We start from the raw sequence: 19,926 nt of genomic DNA, 5'->3' as shown, positions 1-19,926 counted from the left end.
TAAAAACTAACTATTTGGGGTCCTGAACATTATATGCCGGCTCTTTTAATTTCCTCGTTATTTGATTTGCCACATCTTTATATATCCACCTTTTTAATAAAACAGCCCACAAAATCATCGAAAAGTGGATTGCATTATTAATAACAATATGTCGGAAATTTTGTTTCGCGATCCCTGTTTTCAAAACCAGCATATCCATAATCTGTGTAAAGCCAAAAGATCGGAATACCCCTTTCCAGCCGCTGTTATCCTTAATGATCAATGTTGTTGCCGCAGATAAAATAAACGAATAGATTGGTGCTATTTTAAAATGTTCTTCCCAGCTATGCCATTTTTCCAGACCAAACCTGAATTTCCTGAATATCGACAAAGAATACATCAGGTTCAGTCCATTGACCAGTACGCCAAGGAATAGCGAGCTGAAATGGAAAATAGGTGTCCCAAGCCTAAGCTGTTGATACCAAAAATCAATGATGTAAAAGAAAATCGGAATCAGGGTCATCGTATATTTTGTCTTCCACCAATTATTTTTATGGACCCCCATAAACAAGAAAAGCTTCTCGACCAGTCCGAAAAATATAGCAAATAGTAATTTGCCCTTCCACCCAACTTTAAAAGCTGTAAGGAAAATAGCGGTAAAGGGAACAAATACAGCCTGGGACATAATCGCACCAAAAAAATTATCCAAATCCTTATTCTTGAACAACTTTGGCTTGTAGCGATAAGCTTTAAATTGACTTAAAATAAAGTATTCAAAAAATAAAACAAAGACCCATACCAGATAAAAGAGTAATGAACAGCAGCTTGCGGTCTCTCCTCTTATAAAAAGTATAGATCAATAAAGAAGAGTGGATGAAAAGGAGGACGAAAAACGGCAAATAATGTTTTTTGTTCCTTTTCATATAAAACCGTCCACCTTCCGTGATTGAATATCTCTTTTAAGGTTGGACTGATTCAGAATGGATTATTCAAAAAGAAAATAGAGTGAAAATGCCCAATCATCTGACTCGGATAACATATCACTTTAAATTCCCAATAAAATTAAGTGTTTCTGCGTTTGCTATACTCGAAGGGTTATCAAGTATTCTTTTAACATCATTCAAGGTTTCGTGGAGCTTCACATCCTCTCCCTTCTTGCCAGTAAAAGCTTCGGCTACAAAGAATGGCTGAGTCAGATAGGCTTCCAATTTCTCCCCCTGCTGATAAATTTGCGACTCTGAGGCTGGCAGGCGTCCAATACCATGGACATTGACAATCGAACGCAATTCTCTATACCTGCGTAAAAGCTTTTGAGCTCTTTGTTGAATGCTATGATGTACAGGGTCTAAATAGGACCCTTCTAAGATGGAGGAAGTCGAATAGATTGGGTTGATAGCAGGGTATTTATGGCGCGCTGCAAGGTCCGCATCAAATTGCCACAAAGTATCAAGCGGGCCATACGGAAGGTCTTCATCGACAGCCTCACCCTTTAAATCTATCAGGAAAGTTGTTACGCTGCTGACTCCTTTGTCATCGAAGGTTTCCTGCAAAGTGAACATCTCGCCTGATATGACATAAGATCTGTCGGCTGTAAGTGCGTAATCTTTTTCTATTCCTTCTCTTAGCATGATCTTAAGTGTCTCTTCAATATTGCTTGTAACATAATCAACGTCTTCCAGAACATCGGCTAGCTCCGGATGATCCCCTGCTGGTTTAATGAGGATAGTCACATACCGTTCTCGTTTCAACCGGTATAACATCTCTGCAAGTACCACTAATTGCCCCATCCCTGGCCTTGCAACGAGCCCAACAGTTCCCCCTTTTGATATTGGCGCAAATAAATCCAATGTTTTTATGCCGGTTTCAATCATTTCCACACTCTCCCCCCTTAAAATCAGTTCATCCAAGCTGCAGCCAGCAAGTTCTGCAAGAGCGACTATTGTCCGTACCTCTGCCCTGCCGACTGGTATTTTACCGGTAGATAAATTCGAAACGGTTGCTGGTCTAAGGCCAACGGACTTAGCTGCTGACGTCAAGTTTGGCACCTTTTTTCTAAGTAACGCTACGTTCAGTCTAATATTCTCCATTTATTCCACCTCCTTACTTTAAATAGTAATTTATTTTACTTTAAAAAGCGATTTCGATTACTCCATAAAGTAATTGATATTTCTTTGAAAAGAGTGTTTATTGCAGAACGGAGGGTAAACTATCTAAATCAAAGCTGTTTTCGCATCGTTTCTTGCTTTTCGCATAAATACAGTTAACCGCATTGCTGTCGAACTCTTTTCGATGATGCTTACCAATCGAAGATGCGATGATAAGGTGTAAAAGCAACAAAGTTTACGAAAAGAGCGAAAACAGACAAAAGTTAAAAGGAGAGATCGCATGATTCCAGTCGGTGTATCAAATCGGCATATTCATTTGAAAAGAGAGGATTTAGATCAGCTTTTTGGAGAAGGATATCAGCTCACAACAGCCAAAGAGCTTTCACAGCCGGGGGAATTTGCAGCCAATGAAACAGTTAGAGTCCTTGGTCCAAAAGGACAATTTCCAGAGGTCAGGATACTTGGTCCTCTAAGAAAGTTCACCCAGCTGGAAATTTCAAGAACTGACTCTTATTCACTTGGTGTAAAAGCACCATTAAGGGCTTCAGGGAATATAGAAGGAACTCCGGGAATTAAACTTGTCGGGCCAAAAGGAGAACTGGAAATACAGGAGGGCGTCATTATAGCGGAACGGCATATACATATGACAACTGGAGACGCTGCCAAGTTTAATGTCAAAGATGGAGAGTATGTAAGTGTTAAATGTGAAGGAGAAAGAAGCTTAATCTTCAATCAAGTTCTGATAAGGGTAAAAGATTCCTACGCTCTCGATATGCACATTGATACAGATGAAGCGAACGCAGCTGGTTTGCGAACGGGGGACCACGTTGAAATAGTTAAATAATCGCGGCCCACCCCCCTGCGAAGTATGTTGAACTATAAGGGTCTATTTCGTCATGAAGGACATGGTTTTTCTATCCATTCATTTTTCTGTCCGCCATTCTCTTGATGATGGATAGATTATTCAGTTATTTAGATTTGCGCCGCCTCTCATCACCCTTAAAAGTTTGCGTTGATTGGTTCAGGGTATAAATGAATATACTCACATAAGGAGGCCATAATCATGAATGACAAACAAACAAAAGGCGCTTTTGACCAGGTTAAAGGTGAAGCTAAAAAGCAATTCGGAAAGCTTACAGACAATGAATCGATGGAAGCAGAAGGCCGCCTTGATAAAGGAAAAGGAAAACTAAAAGAAACCGCTGGAGATATGAAAGAAGATGTATCCCGCGCATTTAACGACTCGTCAAGAGATTAATAACACCCGATAAAAAAAGCCTTTGCTTGAAAGCAAAGGCTTTTTTGTGTGCTAATCAATATTATTTTTGTTTTTCCCTTTCACGAAACGATAGGCCAAATACGCAACATATAATGGTGTTGCAATATATATTAAGTATGGGAATTGGCTGTAGGTCCCTTTCCAGATGACGAACAGCAAAGAACCAAGGAAAATCGTCACGATTGTTCCATATTTAGGGAGCGGTACTTCTTTAAAGCTTGGAATCCTTATTCTGCTCACCATCAGGAAGCTCAATGCCGTAAAGACGACAGTAGTGACGATATTGGGGATCAAGTCTCCAAATAAAGTAAGAATCGCCATGATTCCGCCCGCTGCAGTTATTGGAACACCAATAAAGTAATTAAGAGATGATTTATCTGTACTGATATTGAACCTTGCCAGGCGATAAGCACCGAATAAAGGGAAAAGCCCTGCTACCAACAAGCCCCACAGTCCAAATTGATAGAAGTATGTATAGTAAACCAGGAAAGACGGTGCTACGCCGAATGTAACAATATCCGCAAGTGAATCTAGTTCCTTGCCGAGCTGGCTGTCCGCTTTTAGCATCCTCGCCAGTCTTCCGTCCATGCTGTCCAGCATCATGCCGATTAAAATTAATATGGCAGCATTGTTAAATTGGCCATTTGCCGCGAATCCGATTGACAGAAAACCACAATACAGATTCCCAAGTGTAAACATATTGGGGATCATTTTTGTAAACCGCATCAGTTGTCATCACTCTCCGAACCTTTTTCATATTTTGCTTATGCCTATTTTTACCCCAGCCACCTAATAATCATGTTTATTTTATTAGAGAATCGCCGAAAATATAGTTTAACTATATCATTTTTTCTCCTTTTGGATAGAGGTTAGCAAGAAAATTCCTCTCCTGAAATCGCATATCGTAACGCTTTGGAATAAATATGTCAAAAAGGCTATTAAAATGATTCATCAAATTGTATACTAATTTGGGGCTGGTGAATTATGATCAAAAAAAACTTGCGCAGATTTAAATTCCTTCTTATAAAATTATTCAGAATCAAAGAGAACGCACATAATGTGTCTTTGGGATTTACCCTGGGGTTTTTAATCCACTTTATCCCATCATTCGGAATGGGCCCTATTCTTTCGACCGTTGGTGCCAAACTCTTTAAAGGAAATCCGTTAGCTGGTTTCATTAGCGGTGTCGCACTCATATGGCTTTTCCCATTTTTATTTTATTTGAATGTGGTTGTTGGTGAGACCCTGTTTCCTTATGGGATCTTCCCCTCTGCATCGGGTATGCCTTCTCATGGTTTAGATGCCGGAATCCATTTAGGGGCCGTCTTTTTTATTGGCATGATCATTAACATTATTCTTTTCGGGATGTTCGTTTACTATATCATTTATACAATCATGAGAAAGTATCGTTCAAACTTCCTTGCTTTAGTAAAGAAATGGGATATAAAAAAATAAGGAATGGAAAAGAACATTACTTTTTTCCATTCCTTGATTTTGCACGACTTCGATCCATTCAATCGTCGGGGAATAGAACGAATTAAAAAGGCTGCAAATTGGCAGCCTTTTTTCATTATTAATCCTCGATCAGATATACGATTGCTTCATAGGGCCTTAATGTTATTACAGAACCGTACTCTTCGTCTGCTCCGTAATTTGAGATCAGGATTTCATTTTTCTTTCCATGCAGCTCATCAGGAACTGCAAAGCCTTGCTCCTCATCAGTAAAGTTCAATAGAACAAGCAATTTTTTAGTCTCGAGTGTTCTTGTATAAACATAAATACTCTCATCCTCAGGAACCAGGATATCGTATCTGCCATGGACAATAATCGGATGCTCTTTCCTTAGCTGGATTAGCTTCCGATAATAGTGGTAGATGGAATTTTCATCAGCAACTGCCTGCCTCGCATTAATCTCTTTATAGTTTGGATTAACCTGTATCCACGGGGTGCCTGCTGTAAATCCTCCATGTTCGCTATCATCCCACTGGAAAGGAGTACGTGCATTGTCTCGTCCTTTTACATAGATGGACTCCATGACTTTCGCTGGATTTTCCCCATTTTGTTTTACTTTTTCATTATACATATTAAGTGTTTCTATATCTTTATAATCATCGATAGAATCAAAACGGACGTTGGTCATCCCGATCTCTTCACCTTGATAAACGTATGGCGTTCCTTTCAGCATATGGAGGAATGTAGCCAGCATCTTAGCGGATTCAATTCGGTATTGCTGGTCATCCCCGAACCTCGATACCATTCGTGGCTGGTCATGATTGTTCAGATAAAGGCTGTTCCACCCGAGTTCCTCGAGACCTGTTTGCCATTTTGTGAAGTTATTCTTTAAGTCAGTAAGCTTAAGCGGCTTAAGGTCCCATTTCCCGCCCGGGCCAGAATCCAGGTCCACGTGCTCGAATTGGAATACCATATTCACTTCGTTCCTGGATTCATCGGTGTAAAGCTTGGCTTGCTCGACATTGACACCAGGCATTTCACCAACAGTCATCACATCATAATCCGCAAGAGCCTCTCTGTGCATTTCCTGAAGGTAGTCATGTATTTTCGGTCCGTTCATAAAGTGTCTGCTTCCAGACACATATTTTTTCCCATGAGGATTTGGCGCATCAGGAAGGCCATCTACTTTTGATAAGAAATTGATAACATCCATCCTGAATCCATCAATTCCTTTGTCCAGCCAGAATTTCATCATATCATAGACTTCCTGGCGAAGCTTTGGGTTTTCCCAGTTCAAATCAGGCTGCTTTTTACTAAAGATATGTAAGTAATACTCTTCAGTGTTTTCATCGTACTGCCAGGCAGAACCGCTGAAGGTAGATTGCCAGTTATTTGGTTCCTTGCCATCTTTACCAGGTCTCCAAATATAATAATCCCGATAAGGATTATCTTTCGATTTTCTGGATTCAACAAACCATTGGTGTTCATCAGAACTATGGTTAACGACCAGGTCCATGATGAGCTTCATATCTCTGTTATGCATCTCTTTTAATAAAAGCTCCCAGTCTGCCATCGTTCCAAAGTCATCCATGATTTCACGATAATCACTGATATCATATCCGTTATCATCATTAGGAGACTTGTATACTGGTGAAAGCCAGATCACATCTGCTCCTAAATCTTTTAAATAGTCAAGTTTTGATATAATCCCAGGGATATCTCCAATACCATCACCATTGGAATCCATAAAGCTTCTAGGGTAAATTTGATAAATGACTGATTCCTTCCACCAATGCTTTTTCAAGAAAATCACTCCCAATTAGTTTCTTTTATATAGGCACTTTTCGTAAACTTAGTTGCTATGACGATTATTATTTTATCCCTCTATTCTTGACACGCTTCATTAGAGTCTCAATGAGAACTAGAAGTATGGAGAAGATAGGATGAGTTTTAAAAGCAACAATTAATGCAGAGTACTAGCCTTGGTAAACGTTTACGTATCAGGTAAATATAATTTTCTTAACACTTTCTCGCTCAACTACTGAGTGAGGCATTATTCTGCTCTCAACCCTTTTTCCTTGCTCCATGATTGTAAAAAGCATTTCTGCCGCAACCATTCCCATTTCTTCCAAAGGCTGAGCTACGGTTGTAAGCGGTGGTATCGCCATTTCCGCAATCGGCAAGTTATCGTAGCCAATAATAGAAAGATCGTCTGGTATTTTAACTCCAAGTTTATATGCAGAAGATATAGCACCAAGGGCCAACGCGTCACTGGCTGCAAAAACAGCAGTCAAATCGGGGGACTGCTCAAGGAGCTTTGGCAATCCAGCAAAACCATCTTTAAACGAAAATCCTTGTGAATGGATTATATTTTTATCGGTTATGTCATGGCCTCTTAGCGCTAACGCTTGCTTATAACCATCTATGCGCGGCTGGCCGGCTATGATATCCTCTTTATTCCCGCTGAGCATCCCGATTTTACTATGCCCCATTTTCACTAGATAATCAGTAGCAGTGAAAGCTGCGTGCTTATCATCAACCTTTACGAAAGGCAAAGGATATTGATAAGATTCAGTCGAGACCAGGACGACTGGTATTTGCATTGATTCAAGAGTGTTATAATACTCCTCCGTAATCATTTCACTGACAAACAGGACACCATCCACTCTTTTCTCGGTTAAAAGCTGTAAATACTTCATCGTTCTCTGTCCATGTGATGCCGTATTGCATACAATGACACTTGAACCATGATGGTGGGATGCTTCTTCCACACCGCGAAGGATTTTTGAGGAAAATTGGCTCGAAACTTCAGGAAATAAAATTCCTACAGTATTGGATTTTTTACTGATTAAACTACGGGCAAATGCATTTGGCTGATATCCAAGCTCTTTAATGGCGTTAAGAACTTTTTCTTCAGTCGCTTTTGAAAAGCCGCTCTGCCCATTAAGAACCCTTGATACGGTCGCAATCGAGACATTTGCAAGTTTTGCTACGTCTTTTATTGTATAACTCATAAACAATCAAACCCTTTACGTAAACGTTTACGTTTCCATTTTTATAATATTACCCTTTTCGGTGAATATCAAGCCAATTGGGTAAAAAGTTCATAGATTGACCTAATATAAAAAACTTGAAGGACAAAGCCTTCAAGTTCACTTTAGTTTTTCTGTTGATTTTCTTCCTTTACTTTTGCCGGCATTGGTCTTACATCAGTAGTAATACCGGTTAATACATCTCGGTCAAACTTACTGCGATCTTCCCCCATACCTGGCAAAGTGTTAGCCATTGGCAGCTGTTCAAGCTCTTTTCCTCTTGGCAATGTAGACACCTCCTGCTTTTAAAGTTCCTCATTTCGCTCGAACTAACACAGATAATTCAAGAAGGATTTTGGGATCATTTGGTGAATTAGTAACAATACTATATTGATTAGGATGATAATGATGAAAATAGGATTGTTACGCCATTTTAAAGTGAGTTTAGGGTATCCAAATAAACTTGTCACCTCCCAGGAGCTTCTTGTTTGGCAGCAGGAGTATAATCAGTCCCGAATTGAGGAAGTTGAAATTGATCATCATGAGCATAAATGGGTAAAATGCTATTCAAGTGATCTAGAAAGAGCGAAAATTACTGCAACCAGAGCGTTTAATGGAGATATCATGTTTTTGGAGGACCTGCGGGAGATGTCTCTTTACCCGGTCATCAAAACCGAATTTCGCCTGCCACTCTGGCTTCATGTAGCTTTAATCCGGATTGCCTGGTATTTGGGACACAAATCACAGCAGGAGAGTAAAAAAGAAGTTATAACGAGGATTAACAGGGTTTTGGATGAAGTGATCGCTCACGATCAAGATATTTTAATTGTTGGCCACGGGGGAATCATGATGTTCATGAGGAAGGAGTTATTGAAAAGAGGTTTTTCAGGCCCCAAATTCAAAAGGCCCGAAAATGCTAAAGTATACACTTTTACAAACAAACATTAGTTGAAGACGCTCAAATTTAAGCGTCTTCTTTTATGATTGAGTACATCTTGACATCATAATGCGCACCTTTAAGATAAATGAACTTTCTTAAGATGCCTTCGAATTTCATTCCGGCCTTTTCCATTACACGCTCAGAACCAATATTTGCTACAAGGCTTTTCGCCTGAATCCTGACCAGATCCATTTCTTTCATTCCAAACCTGATGAGTTCTTTAGCAGCCTCTGTAGCAATTCCTCTTCCCCAATAGTCAACGGAAAGTGCGTAACCGATTTCTGCAGTCCTATGCTGCGGCTGCCAGGAAACAAAATCGACTGTGCCAATCAGTTTGTTGTCCTCTTTAAAATGAATGCCCCAGGGAGCAATTTTCCCCTCTTCATACAGCGCAAGGAGCATCTTTACGTATTCCTCAGTCGCCGCTCTTGTTTCATGTGCCCCCCAGAAAACATATTTTGATACCTCAGGGTTGGAAGCATAAGTATGTATATCATCAATATCCTCATATCCAATTTTCCTTAATAACAGGCGCTCCGTTTCAAGCTGCGGGAGATTTCGATAAATATCTTTTATTTGCAAGACTGTCACTCCTGAACATCTTCATTTATAACTCTTATAATACCCTATCGGCATACTATTTCATGAATGATTTGATTAAGTAATGGAAAAAGTAACGACGAGCCATTTATAACAGGAGGTACACCAATGGAGAATACCCACGAATTTGTTCAAAAGCTGCACGATAAACAGAGGAAAGACGAACAGAATAGAAAGCGGCAGGGAAAAGAAAATCCTAGTGACAAGCTGCCAAATAAACAGCATTAATTAAAAAGCGGAGACGTGCCCGCCTCCGACAAAGAACTTGGTTACAAAAAGAGACCGCAAAATCCGGTCTCTTTTTGTGTCTTCTACCTGCTCCTGCGGCTGCTTGAACCGCCTCTTTTGGCTGTTCGTCCTCCAGGAGAGCTGGAGTTCCGTCTCTCTCTGCCTTGTATTTCGCGAGTCGGTCTTTCACCACTACTTCTTGTTGCTGTTTCATTACCTGCACGCGTTGAAGCTTTTTCCACTCTTCTTCCACCTGAACGAGGAGGATTTGATTGATGTCCTTCAATAGAGTTTCTTCGTTCACTCCTTGATGGCGGCTGTTCCCTATCCCTAAGGCCCTTGCCGCCGTAACGAACTTCACGTCTATCGTCTGTCCGCCTCCGGGTAACTGTCTCTTTATTTATTTTTTCACCCCGCTGATCCCTTTCAGGTTTTTTATCTTCCCGCCTTCTCGATCGGGTATTCTTCCCCTTGTAATCACCAGACCTTTGTTTGCTTTTGTTGCCGGCACTGTAATCACCATTTTTGGATTCACCTGTTTTGGCGTTCCCCATGTTTTTCTTTTCAATTCTTATATTGAGCTCTGTTTCAATTTGATCCAACTGAGGTCTATCTTTAGGCGAATAAAACGTTAGAGCAAGCCCTTCACTGCCTGCCCTGCCAGTACGGCCGATCCGATGGATATAACTTTCAGTATCCAGCGGGATGTCATAATTAAAAACATGCGTAACACCTTCTACATCAAGCCCTCTTGCGGCTACATCAGTAGCGATCAGATACTGGATCTTTGCTTCACGGAATCTTTTCATCACCTGTTCCCTTTTTGCCTGGGAGAGGTCACCATGCAGCTCATCACAATTAAAATGATTGGCTTTCAATACGTCATTCAACTTGCTGACCCTTCTTTTTGTCCTGCAAAAAATGACTCCTAAAAATGGCTGATATAATCTCAGTGACTCAATTAAATCATTTTGTTTTGCCCTGTCTGTTGTACTAATGGCAATTTGTTTGATGTTTTCCAGCGGGGCCTGGGTTTTCTCGACCTGGATATATTCTGGCTTGTACATATGTTGTTTAGCAAGCCTTTTAATTTCATCTGGCATTGTCGCTGAAAATAGTAAGGTTTGCCTTGTTTTGGGAGTTTGTTTGATGATTTCTTCAACCTCATTCAGGAAACCAATGTGCAGCATTTGATCCGCTTCATCCAGTACGAGAAAAGCTGCATTTGAAAAATCAACCGTTTCTCTGCGTATATGGTCAAGCAACCTTCCGGGAGTCCCGATAACAATATGAATGTTTTTCTTCAGCTTTTTAAGCTGTGATTCGACATCCTGACCTCCATATACAGCAAGAACATTTATACCTTCAAATCCCTCAATCAGTTTTTTTATTTCATTGGTAATTTGCAATGCAAGCTCTCTAGTTGGGGTAACAATCAATGCCTGTATATTTGGTTTCTCGATATTGATTTTCTCCAGGATCGGCAGCACAAAAGCATAGGTTTTGCCAGTACCCGTCTGGGATTGTGCAATGACATCCTTGCCATCAAGCAATAATGGTATTGCTTTTTCCTGGATTGTCGTAGGCTCGGTAATCCCCTGTTGGCTGAGTGTTTCTGCAAGTAGTTCTGAAATACCTAAAGATTTAAATTGATTCAAATTCAATCCCTGCTTTCTTTAATAGGCTGGGTTGGACCAACCATCCTTCTCATTATTGCTTTTTGCGAAGGAAAATATCAAGTATTGCTCTTTGATATTTCGCTTTATGTTTTTTCGCCAAACCGAAGTTCTGGCCACAGTGTAAATAGGAGAGGAAAAAACATTATACCATTATTAGGAAGGAAGAACTGCAACTTAATAAAAACCACTTCTTTCGTCACGCGAAATAAAATATCCTCACACTCCTTTGTGTTCAATTTTCGGAATCAACATACTTTTCTATTAACTTTTATACTTTTCTCAATTAAACTAACTCTACCCTCCCACATACATACTGAATGATAATAGTACTATTTTGACAATGGCGGGGAATTTTTCGTGAACTGGAGTGTTAAGAATGGAGAAGAAAAAATTAGTAATCCCGATGCTTTTATCAACAGCTTTAATGGTTAGTCCATTGGTTGGTTCAACCGTTAAAGCGGTCCAACCTGATCATGTTTCAAGTACTATTTTACAGAATGGACTATCTGAAAAACAGCCAAACCCTTCTATATTCATGAAAGCTGATAAGGTATCAAAATCAGGGGCAGTAGAGTATGTTGAAGAAAATAAAGAACTGTTAAAACTGAAAAATCCCGGTCAAAGCCTGAGGGTTAAAGGTGAGGAAAAGGATCAATTGGGAATGAAGCATGTAAGGCTGCAGCAGACGATTAACGGAGTTCCTGTAGAAGGTGCAGAGATGGTTGTCCACTATAATCAAGATGGGTCTGTCAAATCGGTAAATGGACAATATAACAATGAGGTTGCAGACAAAGAGATCAGCACCCAGCCTGAAATTTCAGCTGAGAATGCCCTGGAACTGGCTAAGCACACTGTTTCCGCACCTGACCAGCTCGAAACTCAACCGAAAACCGACTTAGTTATTTATCCTTATAATGATACGGAATATTTAGCTTATAAAGTAAATGTGAATTTCCTGGGTGAGCATCCCGGAAACTGGTTTGTTTATGTAGATGCTAAAACCGGTAATGTAGTGGATCAGTATAACGCTTTGATGCACGCCGGAGAGTATTCTTCTTCTAAAGGGTCCGGACTGGGAGTGAAAGGGGACCATCGCGTCCTGAATATTTCCCATCAAAACGAAGCAGGCTCAAATCAAGGCTCCACCTTCTACCTTTATGATAGTTCCCTCGAGAATGCCCAAGGTATTTTCACGTATGATTTTAAAAATCAATGGCGCTCTAGCACAGCCAGGCTTCCAGGAGATCTCTTCGCCTCTAGGGATGCAGCCTGGACAAGTAACTATGAACGGGCAGGTGTCGATGCACATTATAACTCAGAAAAGGTATACCACTACTTCCTGAACGAACATGGACGAAATTCCATTGATGGTAAAGGTATGGCTATCGTCTCGACTGTCCATTACGGGGACAAGTACAATAACGCATTCTGGAATGGCTCTCAGATGACTTATGGTGACGGGGATGGCGAATTCATGATTTCCCTTTCAGCTGGCCTGGATGTAGCTGCCCACGAAATGACACACGGGGTAACGAACACTTCTGCTAATCTTAAGTACCGTTTCCAGTCCGGCGCATTGAATGAAGCATTTTCTGATATTTTCGGTGCTCTGATTGATGAGGATGATTGGGAGCTTGGTGAAGATATTATGGGAGAAAGTGCTGTCCAAGGTGGACGTGATGCTTTAAGAAGCTTGAGTGATCCAAGCAGGTTCCCTGTTGGCAGTGCTTATGTGCCTTATGGAAATGGTGAAGGAATGTATCCAAAGCATATGGATGAGTTTTATGACCTTCCACTGAATCTCGACAATGGCGGAGTGCACATCAACTCTTCCATCATCAATCATGCAGCCTATATAACTGGTGAACAAATTGGCAAGCAGAAGCTTGGAAAAATTTATTACCGGGCACTGACTGTTTATTTAACTCCTGATTCTAACTTCAGCGATGCTCGAAACGCACTGCTGCAATCCGCAGATGACTTGTATGGACCGAATAGCCCTGAATATGAAGCAACTCAGGCTGGACTTGATGGTGTCGGGATAACTGAATAAACAAAAGAAATTGTAACCGAGCCTGCCCTAAGCGGTTTTTCCTGCCGCTTTTTGGGTCAGGCTCTTTCTGTTTGGGTAAAATAATAATATGTGGATTTTCACTTTTGCCTGTGGTACGATTTACTAATTGAAGAATAGGAAGTGATTATAAGTGATTAAGATTGAACTGCCAGCACCAGACGTAGTCATTACACGAAGCAAGCAATTAGGAGAAAAGGTAGAAGCTGTCATTAGCAGTGAATATGGTTTTACGGATTACCACCGGATCCCAAGGGATAAAGGCGGAATCATCATGTTTTTCGACGCAGATGATGAATTGATGTTCGTAGGGAAAGCGCGTAAGCTTAGACCACGCGTAAAAAAACATTTCGAGGATAATGTCTCCCCTATTAAAAACCATCGTCATGAAGTCAACAAGATTGCTGTCATTACTGTGGTAGATCCTATAGACAGAGAAATCTATGAAACCTATGCAATCAACGTACTTAAAGCCAAGTACAATATTGATAAGGTGTTTTATAAATAGGCATTGTTATAACCGATTTTTCATTTCATAGTACTTGAAGAATAAACGGAAAAATTCCGCTTAAATTGGAAACTCCCCTGATTTTTTTAAAATAAGGGGAGTTTTTCCGTTTATTTAATTCAGATCGTTGGATTTTTTCAATTTTATATCAGTTAACCGGAATTTCTCCGCTTATTTCTCCTTCATAAGCGTCTTCTATATTAATAACAGGAAATTCTCCGCTTATGAATTGTTATAGCTATACGAAAATCAAGGTATAAATAAGAAGAGCCTGATTTCAGGCTCTTTTCATTACTTAAACCACCCTTTTTCCTTTGACTGGGTGATTGCTTCAATCCTGTTGGTTACTTGAAGCTTATCCAGGATCGTTGAGATATAATTTCTTACTGTGCCGGTCGTTATACTCAACTGTCCCGCGATTTCCTTCGTATTTTTTCCATCTGCAACAAGCTCAAGCACTTCCATTTCACGTTCAGTCAATGGATTTTCTTCGCTGTATACATCGTCCATGAGTTCAGGGGCATATACGCGTCTCCCGCCCATCACGCTGCGTATAGAGCTTGCAAGCTCTTCTGACGGACTATCCTTCAGCAAATATCCGCTCACCCCTGCTTTTAAGGCTCGCTGGAAATATCCTGAACGTGCAAACGTAGTCAGGATGATCACCTTGCAACCAAGCGCTTTCAATTCTTCCGCTGCTTCAAGTCCAGTTTTTCCAGGCATTTCAATATCCATGACGCAGACGTCTGGGCTAAGCTCTTTTGCCAGCGCTACTGCTTCCTCTCCATTGCTCGCCTTTCCCACGACTTCCATATCATCCTCAAGACTCAACAGGGAGCCTAATGCCCCCAGCAGCATACGCTGATCCTCTGCAATGACTATCCGAATCATATCAGGTCCTCCCTGCCAGTTTGTCTTAATACTTTCGGTATCTTAATCAAGAGTGTTGTACCGTCCTTAGAGAATATATCGAGGGTGCCATTCACGAATTCAAGACGTTCTCTCATGCCATGAAGTCCACTGCCTTTATATAGGTCCTCATCAGTTATATTCCCGACCCCATTATCGCTTACTTCTGCAATCAGCTCCTTCTCTGTTTGCTTTATCGAGATGCTGCAGGCTGATGCTTTACTATGCTTTACTACGTTGGTAACTGCTTCTTTTAAACACATGCTCAGGATATTTTCTGACAGCAAGGATACGTTGTTGAGATTGAATTCCTTTTCATCCCCGATAAACTTGATCTCAGCAGCTTTTAACATTTGGTTGACATGTACCAATTCGTCACGGACCCGGATTCCCCTCATTTCGGCAACCATTTTTCTTACTTCATTCAGTGCGGTTCTCGCCGTCTGCTGGACATCCTTCAATTCTTCTTTTGCCAATTCCTGATCTTTATTGATTAATTTTCGTGCTAAATCACTTTTGAGTCCTATCAGTGATAGTTTTTGACCGAGGGTATCATGTAAATCACGGGCAATCCTCTGTCGCTCCTCTATTTTGACCAGCTCAGAAATCCGCTTGTTCGCATCCTCGAGCTTCTCTTCTAGCTCTCCTCGTTCATTTCTGTTATGGATACTGAACGGAAGGAGTATGACACCGATCCAAACAATCACGATAATCGGAAGCTGCCTTATGAAGAACTCCTCCTTAAGGACAATTTCAAAGTTAATGACAATCGATGTCCCCACAAGATGGATGAAATACAGTACAAGGAAGGGCAGCCGATCTTTGATATTCCCAATAAAATAGGCGATGAAAAAAGCGAAATATACGTAACTGAACAAACTTGTTGACGCTATGGAAATACCTATTAAAATGCAAGTCCATAGATATACCGTCCAGCCTTTCGAGACAAAGGCCACCCAGTATACAAGAAAAAACATAAGAGTCAGGATGATGCCGACCACTTTGCCAATCGTTGTTGGCAGCTGCCATATGAAATAAAAAGGCAATATTCCAAGGATGGTCCAAATGTAAGGCGAAATCCCAGTGCTTCTAAGTGAATTGAAAAACTTTTTGATCATATCAGAACCTCAGCTTTACTCATAACTGCATTTATTTTAACATAGGCTGTTTTACGAAAGACTGTTTTCCTATAGATTGTTGTTAAAATCCTAAAGCCGATTTTAACGTGATAAAAAGCCGATTTGTCGTTCAGAATTAAGTGTGCAAGCTCTTTCTCATAATTAGCTTTAATTTTGCCAAGAAACATGGGCCATTCAATCTTATTTTGTAGTCAATAGCAACAAAGTTTGAAAAGAGCCTTAACACAAGAAAATTTTGTCTGCTCATAAAAAATTACTCCCCTTATTCCAGGAAAGAATACGTCCTGATTAAGGGGAGTTTAGTTTATAGTTCAGGCTTAGACTGAGGAGCCAATTTGCTGTTTTGTTTATATGCTTTCATTTCCCTGAAGCTGATAAACTGCTTTTTCCGTTCATCCCATAAGCGGAATTTCAGTGAAGTCAAGCTTGTGGAAAGTGTTATTGTCGGCACATTTTGCAAAGGCTTGGTATTATTATGGACCTCTTCAAGCTTATAGTTTGGTACCCTCGGGCTTAAATGGTGAACGTGGTGATAGCCGATGTTGCCAGTAATCCACTGGAGTACTTTTGGAAGCTGATAATACGAGCTTCCTTCTACCGCAGCCCTCACGTATTCCCAATCCTTATCAGCTTCGAAATAAGAATCTTCAAATGTATGCTGTACATAGAAGAGCCAGATTCCGAACATTCCTGCTATGAAGAAAATTGGACCTTCTACCATGATGAAAGCTTTCCAGCCAATTGCCCAGATCATAAGACCAGAAATTCCAAAAATCAACACATTCGTTAAATATGTGTTCAGGCGCTCTTTCATTCTCGCACCTTTCCTGTTGAAACGGTTCGTGATTAAAACAATATAAATCGGACCCACTACAAACATTACAAGTGGATTGCGGTATAATCTGTATGCAATCTTCTGCCACATCGGGGCAGCCATGTATTCATCAACTGTAAGTACCCATATGTCTCCTGTCCCACGCTTGTCCAAGTTGCTGCTTGTTGCGTGGTGGACAGCATGCTCATGCCCCCACTGGCTATAAGGGAACAAAGTCAAAACGCCAGTCAGCGTACCTACCACTTTATTGGCTGTACGGTTTTTGAAGAATGAGTGGTGAGTACAGTCATGGAAGATGATAAAGATCCTGATCATGAAACCAGCAGCAAAAACTGCAATTCCAAGTGTTAATAAATACGAAATCTCAAGGCTTTGATAGGCCAGAAACCATAAAACCAAAAATGGAACAACCGTATTGATTATTTGAATGATACTATCTTTAGTGTTTGAGCTTTCATAAGGGGCGACCTGTTTTCTAAGTTCTTTTGCATTGTGAGTTGCCATCTTGATATAAATTCCCCTTTCGGATTTGTTAGTTAACCAAATTATAATTAAGGGAAATGATCCTGTGCAGTAGCAGGTGTCATATATGATATATGACAAATGTCATGTTTCGATATATTTCCCCCTTAAAACCTTGATATATCAAGGTTTTTTTTCATGACCAGGTAATGATATTTGTTAATATTTTTTTAGCAACAAGTAAATAACTTCCTAATTATTAGAGACTTTTCTAAATAGCTGCAACCTCCTTGAATTATGCATTCCTTTTTCACCTGAAAAATTACCCGCCACTTTCAGTTTTAAAACCAATAAATCACTGTGTTTCGTGAGCATCACAAAAACTTTTAGCACTTTTGTGGCCTAAATGAATATTCGTTCAACCATTCGAATTTTGTGACTTCATTATTTGCATTGGCTATAAGCCCATTCAATGTAGGAGGATATGGCTGCTTCCTCATATGCAGAGCAAGGTTCTCTAATAAAATGCTGTAATCCATTGACTCGCATTTGGCCATCCACCTAAGAACCGTTTCACTTTTAATTGTTACAAGCGGATAAACACTTTCGATCAGATACAGGATCTTAAGTGTGTCTTCCTTCGTCATATGCATGCTCCTTTTCATGGAAAATCCACAGTATTAGATTTTTTCCATGATTCCCGGAAAGATACATTGGTTTATGTTCAAAATAATCATTTACCTGTAGAATTGAAAAAAAAGATGATGAAGTGGGTGATAAATATGAAGACTGCTATTGTGACGGGCTGTTCGAGCGGTTTTGGTGAACTGATCGCCATCGAGCTGGCTAAAACAGGTTATAATGTGATCGCGACGATGCGGAACCTCAAAAAACAAGATACTTTACTGAAATTGGCCGCTGCTGAAAGCGTGACAGATAAAATTACTGTTTTTCCACTGGATGTAACACAGCAACAATCAATCGAAGAATTAAAAGTTTATCTGGAATCTCTTGTTTCTGTAGATTTATTAGTAAACAATGCTGGCTATGCACAGGGCGGCTTTTGCGAGGAATTGTCAATGGAAGAATATCGTAATCAATTCGAAACAAACTTTTTTGGTGTTATTGCTGTCACCCAGGCTGTCCTTCCTGTGATGCACAGGCAGGGATCGGGCAAGATCATAAATATGAGCAGCATCAGCGGGAGGTTTGGATTCCCTGGATTGTCTGCCTACGTTGCATCGAAACATGCTCTTGAAGGATACAGTGAAAGCTTAAGGCTCGAGCTCAAGCCTTTTGGGATTGAGGTCGTCCTTATCGAACCGGGTTCCTACAGGACAAATATTTGGAAAAGTATCGAAAATGTTTCAATGCCAAATGAGTCGCTATATGAGGGGCTGAAAGATTCTATAATGAAAAAATTAACAGCAGGGCAAGATTCTTATGGAGATCCGCTTGATGTTGCCAGGCTTGCAGCGGTGATTGCTTCAAGTAAAAGCGCACCAACCCTAAGATACCCTATTGGAAAAGGTGTCAGGACCATGCTTCAATTAAAGAATTATCTCCCATGGAAAACAATCGAAAGAATCGTATTGAAAAAATTAAAGTTATAATGCTTCCAGCGACTATGTTCATATTTTGAATGCTTGAGCTCTTCATAAGGCGTGCTTAGATTTTATAAGCATCCTTATGAGGACCAAAAACCCCGCATAAGAGTATGATTCGATCCTAATCGTACCCTTATACGGAGTGGTTACCCTGCATAAGGGCATGATTCCACCCTAATCGTACCCTTATACGGATCGGTTACCCTGCATAAGGGCATGATTCCTCCCTAATCGTACCCTTATACAGATCGGTTACCCTGCATAAGGGCATGATTCCATCCTACTCGTACCCTTATAAACACCAGTTACCCCGCATAAGGGTACGATTCAATCCTCAGAGCTCCATACAAGAATCACCTCTGCTATTCCCCATCAAAAATGAAATAATCGCCAATATAGAAAGGCACACTAACAATCAGGCATAGTCTTTCCCAAAACTAAACAACAAGATATCAAAGCAGGCTATGAAAATATTACTCCTTCAAATTTCATCCCAATCAAACAAAAGGTGCACGGCCAATAGAGCCGCGCACCTTTTTTTATGCTAGTTTGACATCGCTTTATTATTGAAGAAGCTACTAATTGGGTTAAGCAGCATTGCTCCAACTCCCTGAATGATGGTTTTTACGATTACCTGGCCTAATATTGCGGCTGGAACTGCTTCCCATGGAAGGAAATTTGCTCCTAGCGGACTTAATCCAATCACGACAAATATGACAGAATCCAGCAGGCCGCCGACTAAACCACTGTAGAAGACTCTCCAGCTCATAGGGAGCTTTAGTCTCGAATAAATCTCTGTATCAGTTGTTTCAGCCACAGCAAAGCTCAATGCCGAAGCAAAGACGATCGTAAGTGTATCTCCAAGAATATACGAAACGATAGCTGAAAGAACGAGTGCCAAGCCGATGAACATATAAGTTCTCGCACGGCCGTACTTATTCTGTACAAGGTCACGGAAAATGAAGGTCGCCCCTATCAGCAATGTCCCCATCGGCACAATGAACATGCCAAATTGCAGCGGTGCAAGCGCCGCTGTAATCACATTGGCAGTAACAATTGAAATTAAATATAAAAAGATTCTCATCATTTTACCTCCTGGTA

At 40.5% G+C, this 19,926-nt stretch carries 21 protein-coding genes; 8 read left to right on the top strand and 13 right to left on the bottom strand.

Features of this window, described 5'->3' with window-relative positions:
• Positions 1-10: 10 nt before the first annotated feature.
• Together J7E37_RS10365 and J7E37_RS10360 are read right to left on the bottom strand one after the other, a co-directional pair.
• On the bottom strand, positions 11-688 hold the full coding sequence (locus J7E37_RS10365) for a hypothetical protein (protein WP_215023826.1): 678 nt from the start codon (positions 686-688) through the stop codon (positions 11-13).
• Positions 689-1,019: 331 nt separating this feature from the next.
• Entirely contained in the window at positions 1,020-2,066 is a 1,047-nt protein-coding gene (locus J7E37_RS10360; RefSeq protein ID WP_215023824.1) for a P-loop NTPase family protein, read from the bottom strand.
• Between the two features lie 298 nt (positions 2,067-2,364).
• Between J7E37_RS10360 and pduL the strand changes: the two genes are divergently transcribed.
• A complete protein-coding gene (gene pduL / locus J7E37_RS10355) occupies positions 2,365-2,928 on the top strand; it encodes a phosphate propanoyltransferase (RefSeq protein WP_214779171.1) in 564 nt (187 codons plus the stop codon).
• Between the two features lie 219 nt (positions 2,929-3,147).
• Positions 3,148-3,342 carry a CsbD family protein gene (locus J7E37_RS10350; protein WP_102262928.1) on the top strand — a complete coding sequence of 65 codons (195 nt, stop codon included), beginning with the start codon at positions 3,148-3,150 and terminating at the stop codon, positions 3,340-3,342.
• 51 nt (positions 3,343-3,393) lie between these two features.
• On the opposite strand, the gene pssA is transcribed toward J7E37_RS10350, so the two are convergent.
• Positions 3,394-4,089 (bottom strand): CDP-diacylglycerol--serine O-phosphatidyltransferase, encoded by a 696-nt coding sequence (gene pssA, locus J7E37_RS10345; RefSeq protein ID WP_192471565.1) that lies wholly within the window; start codon positions 4,087-4,089, stop codon positions 3,394-3,396.
• A gap of 258 nt (positions 4,090-4,347) precedes the next feature.
• Between pssA and J7E37_RS10340 the strand changes: the two genes are divergently transcribed.
• Positions 4,348-4,818, top strand: coding sequence for a DUF2062 domain-containing protein (locus J7E37_RS10340; protein WP_215023822.1), 471 nt, complete (start codon positions 4,348-4,350; stop codon positions 4,816-4,818).
• Positions 4,819-4,936: 118 nt separating this feature from the next.
• On the opposite strand, the gene J7E37_RS10335 is transcribed toward J7E37_RS10340, so the two are convergent.
• From J7E37_RS10335 to J7E37_RS10325, 3 genes are all read right to left on the bottom strand, one after another.
• Positions 4,937-6,619 carry a glycoside hydrolase family 13 protein gene (locus J7E37_RS10335; RefSeq protein WP_215023820.1) on the bottom strand — a complete coding sequence of 561 codons (1,683 nt, stop codon included), beginning with the start codon at positions 6,617-6,619 and terminating at the stop codon, positions 4,937-4,939.
• Between the two features lie 196 nt (positions 6,620-6,815).
• Positions 6,816-7,829 carry a LacI family DNA-binding transcriptional regulator gene (locus J7E37_RS10330; protein ID WP_215023818.1) on the bottom strand — a complete coding sequence of 338 codons (1,014 nt, stop codon included), beginning with the start codon at positions 7,827-7,829 and terminating at the stop codon, positions 6,816-6,818.
• A gap of 143 nt (positions 7,830-7,972) precedes the next feature.
• A complete protein-coding gene (locus tag J7E37_RS10325) occupies positions 7,973-8,134 on the bottom strand; it encodes a hypothetical protein (RefSeq protein ID WP_214779180.1) in 162 nt (53 codons plus the stop codon).
• Between the two features lie 121 nt (positions 8,135-8,255).
• Here J7E37_RS10325 and J7E37_RS10320 point away from each other — a divergent pair, with 121 nt between their 5' ends.
• A complete protein-coding gene (locus J7E37_RS10320; protein ID WP_214779181.1) occupies positions 8,256-8,795 on the top strand; it encodes a histidine phosphatase family protein in 540 nt (179 codons plus the stop codon).
• 16 nt (positions 8,796-8,811) lie between these two features.
• On the opposite strand, the gene J7E37_RS10315 is transcribed toward J7E37_RS10320, so the two are convergent.
• Positions 8,812-9,369 carry a GNAT family N-acetyltransferase gene (locus J7E37_RS10315; RefSeq protein WP_214779183.1) on the bottom strand — a complete coding sequence of 186 codons (558 nt, stop codon included), beginning with the start codon at positions 9,367-9,369 and terminating at the stop codon, positions 8,812-8,814.
• 126 nt (positions 9,370-9,495) lie between these two features.
• On the opposite strand from J7E37_RS10315, the gene J7E37_RS10310 reads away from it, so the two are divergent.
• The gene (locus J7E37_RS10310; RefSeq protein WP_041965366.1) at positions 9,496-9,615 is read left to right on the top strand and encodes a DUF4023 domain-containing protein; all 120 of its coding nucleotides are present in this window, start codon (positions 9,496-9,498) and stop codon (positions 9,613-9,615) included.
• An 83-nt stretch (positions 9,616-9,698) separates the two neighbouring features.
• On the opposite strand, the gene J7E37_RS10305 is transcribed toward J7E37_RS10310, so the two are convergent.
• The gene (locus J7E37_RS10305) at positions 9,699-11,273 is read right to left on the bottom strand and encodes a DEAD/DEAH box helicase (protein WP_215023816.1); all 1,575 of its coding nucleotides are present in this window, start codon (positions 11,271-11,273) and stop codon (positions 9,699-9,701) included.
• A gap of 397 nt (positions 11,274-11,670) precedes the next feature.
• Here J7E37_RS10305 and J7E37_RS10300 point away from each other — a divergent pair, with 397 nt between their 5' ends.
• Entirely contained in the window at positions 11,671-13,347 is a 1,677-nt protein-coding gene (locus J7E37_RS10300; protein ID WP_215023814.1) for a M4 family metallopeptidase, read from the top strand.
• A gap of 151 nt (positions 13,348-13,498) precedes the next feature.
• Positions 13,499-13,873 carry a nucleotide excision repair endonuclease gene (locus J7E37_RS10295; protein WP_023614140.1) on the top strand — a complete coding sequence of 125 codons (375 nt, stop codon included), beginning with the start codon at positions 13,499-13,501 and terminating at the stop codon, positions 13,871-13,873.
• A gap of 291 nt (positions 13,874-14,164) precedes the next feature.
• On the opposite strand, the gene J7E37_RS10290 is transcribed toward J7E37_RS10295, so the two are convergent.
• The 4 genes from J7E37_RS10290 to J7E37_RS10275 form a co-directional block, all read right to left on the bottom strand.
• Entirely contained in the window at positions 14,165-14,764 is a 600-nt protein-coding gene (locus J7E37_RS10290) for a response regulator transcription factor (RefSeq protein WP_214779190.1), read from the bottom strand.
• The gene (locus J7E37_RS10285; RefSeq protein ID WP_215023812.1) at positions 14,761-15,900 is read right to left on the bottom strand and encodes a sensor histidine kinase; all 1,140 of its coding nucleotides are present in this window, start codon (positions 15,898-15,900) and stop codon (positions 14,761-14,763) included. Before J7E37_RS10285 ends, J7E37_RS10290 begins: the two co-directional genes overlap by 4 nt.
• Positions 15,901-16,225: 325 nt before the next feature.
• Positions 16,226-17,260, bottom strand: a complete 1,035-nt coding sequence (desA, locus tag J7E37_RS10280) for a Delta(5) desaturase DesA (protein ID WP_215023810.1) — start codon at positions 17,258-17,260, stop codon at positions 16,226-16,228.
• Between the two features lie 344 nt (positions 17,261-17,604).
• Entirely contained in the window at positions 17,605-17,865 is a 261-nt protein-coding gene (locus tag J7E37_RS10275) for a hypothetical protein (protein WP_215023808.1), read from the bottom strand.
• A 129-nt stretch (positions 17,866-17,994) separates the two neighbouring features.
• On the opposite strand from J7E37_RS10275, the gene J7E37_RS10270 reads away from it, so the two are divergent.
• Positions 17,995-18,831 carry an SDR family oxidoreductase gene (locus J7E37_RS10270; RefSeq protein WP_214779360.1) on the top strand — a complete coding sequence of 279 codons (837 nt, stop codon included), beginning with the start codon at positions 17,995-17,997 and terminating at the stop codon, positions 18,829-18,831.
• 538 nt (positions 18,832-19,369) lie between these two features.
• On the opposite strand, the gene J7E37_RS10265 is transcribed toward J7E37_RS10270, so the two are convergent.
• Positions 19,370-19,909 (bottom strand): VUT family protein, encoded by a 540-nt coding sequence (locus J7E37_RS10265; protein WP_214779198.1) that lies wholly within the window; start codon positions 19,907-19,909, stop codon positions 19,370-19,372.
• Positions 19,910-19,926: the final 17 nt, after the last annotated feature.

Origin of the sequence: Bacillus sp. ISL-39, assembly GCF_018613295.1 — a bacterium.
GTDB lineage: Bacteria > Bacillota > Bacilli > Bacillales > Cytobacillaceae > Mesobacillus.
The sequence above is the reverse complement of the archived record's forward strand: the minus strand, read 5'-3'. Positions and strand labels throughout refer to the sequence as shown.

What these genes read in the sequence shown, in the direction of transcription:
- desA (WP_215023810.1), bottom strand. Translation starts at nt 17,260, where the DNA reads ATGGCAACTCACAATGCAAAAGAACTTAGAAAACAGGTCGCCCCTTAT.
- J7E37_RS10310 (WP_041965366.1), top strand. Translation starts at nt 9,496, where the DNA reads ATGGAGAATACCCACGAATTTGTTCAAAAGCTGCACGATAAACAGAGG.
- J7E37_RS10330 (WP_215023818.1), bottom strand. Translation starts at nt 7,829, where the DNA reads ATGAGTTATACAATAAAAGACGTAGCAAAACTTGCAAATGTCTCGATT.
- J7E37_RS10265 (WP_214779198.1), bottom strand. Translation starts at nt 19,909, where the DNA reads ATGAGAATCTTTTTATATTTAATTTCAATTGTTACTGCCAATGTGATT.
- pssA (WP_192471565.1), bottom strand. Translation starts at nt 4,089, where the DNA reads ATGCGGTTTACAAAAATGATCCCCAATATGTTTACACTTGGGAATCTG.
- J7E37_RS10275 (WP_215023808.1), bottom strand. Translation starts at nt 17,865, where the DNA reads ATGACGAAGGAAGACACACTTAAGATCCTGTATCTGATCGAAAGTGTT.
- J7E37_RS10350 (WP_102262928.1), top strand. Translation starts at nt 3,148, where the DNA reads ATGAATGACAAACAAACAAAAGGCGCTTTTGACCAGGTTAAAGGTGAA.
- J7E37_RS10340 (WP_215023822.1), top strand. Translation starts at nt 4,348, where the DNA reads ATGATCAAAAAAAACTTGCGCAGATTTAAATTCCTTCTTATAAAATTA.
- J7E37_RS10290 (WP_214779190.1), bottom strand. Translation starts at nt 14,764, where the DNA reads ATGATTCGGATAGTCATTGCAGAGGATCAGCGTATGCTGCTGGGGGCA.
- J7E37_RS10320 (WP_214779181.1), top strand. Translation starts at nt 8,256, where the DNA reads ATGAAAATAGGATTGTTACGCCATTTTAAAGTGAGTTTAGGGTATCCA.
- J7E37_RS10285 (WP_215023812.1), bottom strand. Translation starts at nt 15,900, where the DNA reads ATGATCAAAAAGTTTTTCAATTCACTTAGAAGCACTGGGATTTCGCCT.
- pduL (WP_214779171.1), top strand. Translation starts at nt 2,365, where the DNA reads ATGATTCCAGTCGGTGTATCAAATCGGCATATTCATTTGAAAAGAGAG.
- J7E37_RS10360 (WP_215023824.1), bottom strand. Translation starts at nt 2,066, where the DNA reads ATGGAGAATATTAGACTGAACGTAGCGTTACTTAGAAAAAAGGTGCCA.
- J7E37_RS10300 (WP_215023814.1), top strand. Translation starts at nt 11,671, where the DNA reads ATGGAGAAGAAAAAATTAGTAATCCCGATGCTTTTATCAACAGCTTTA.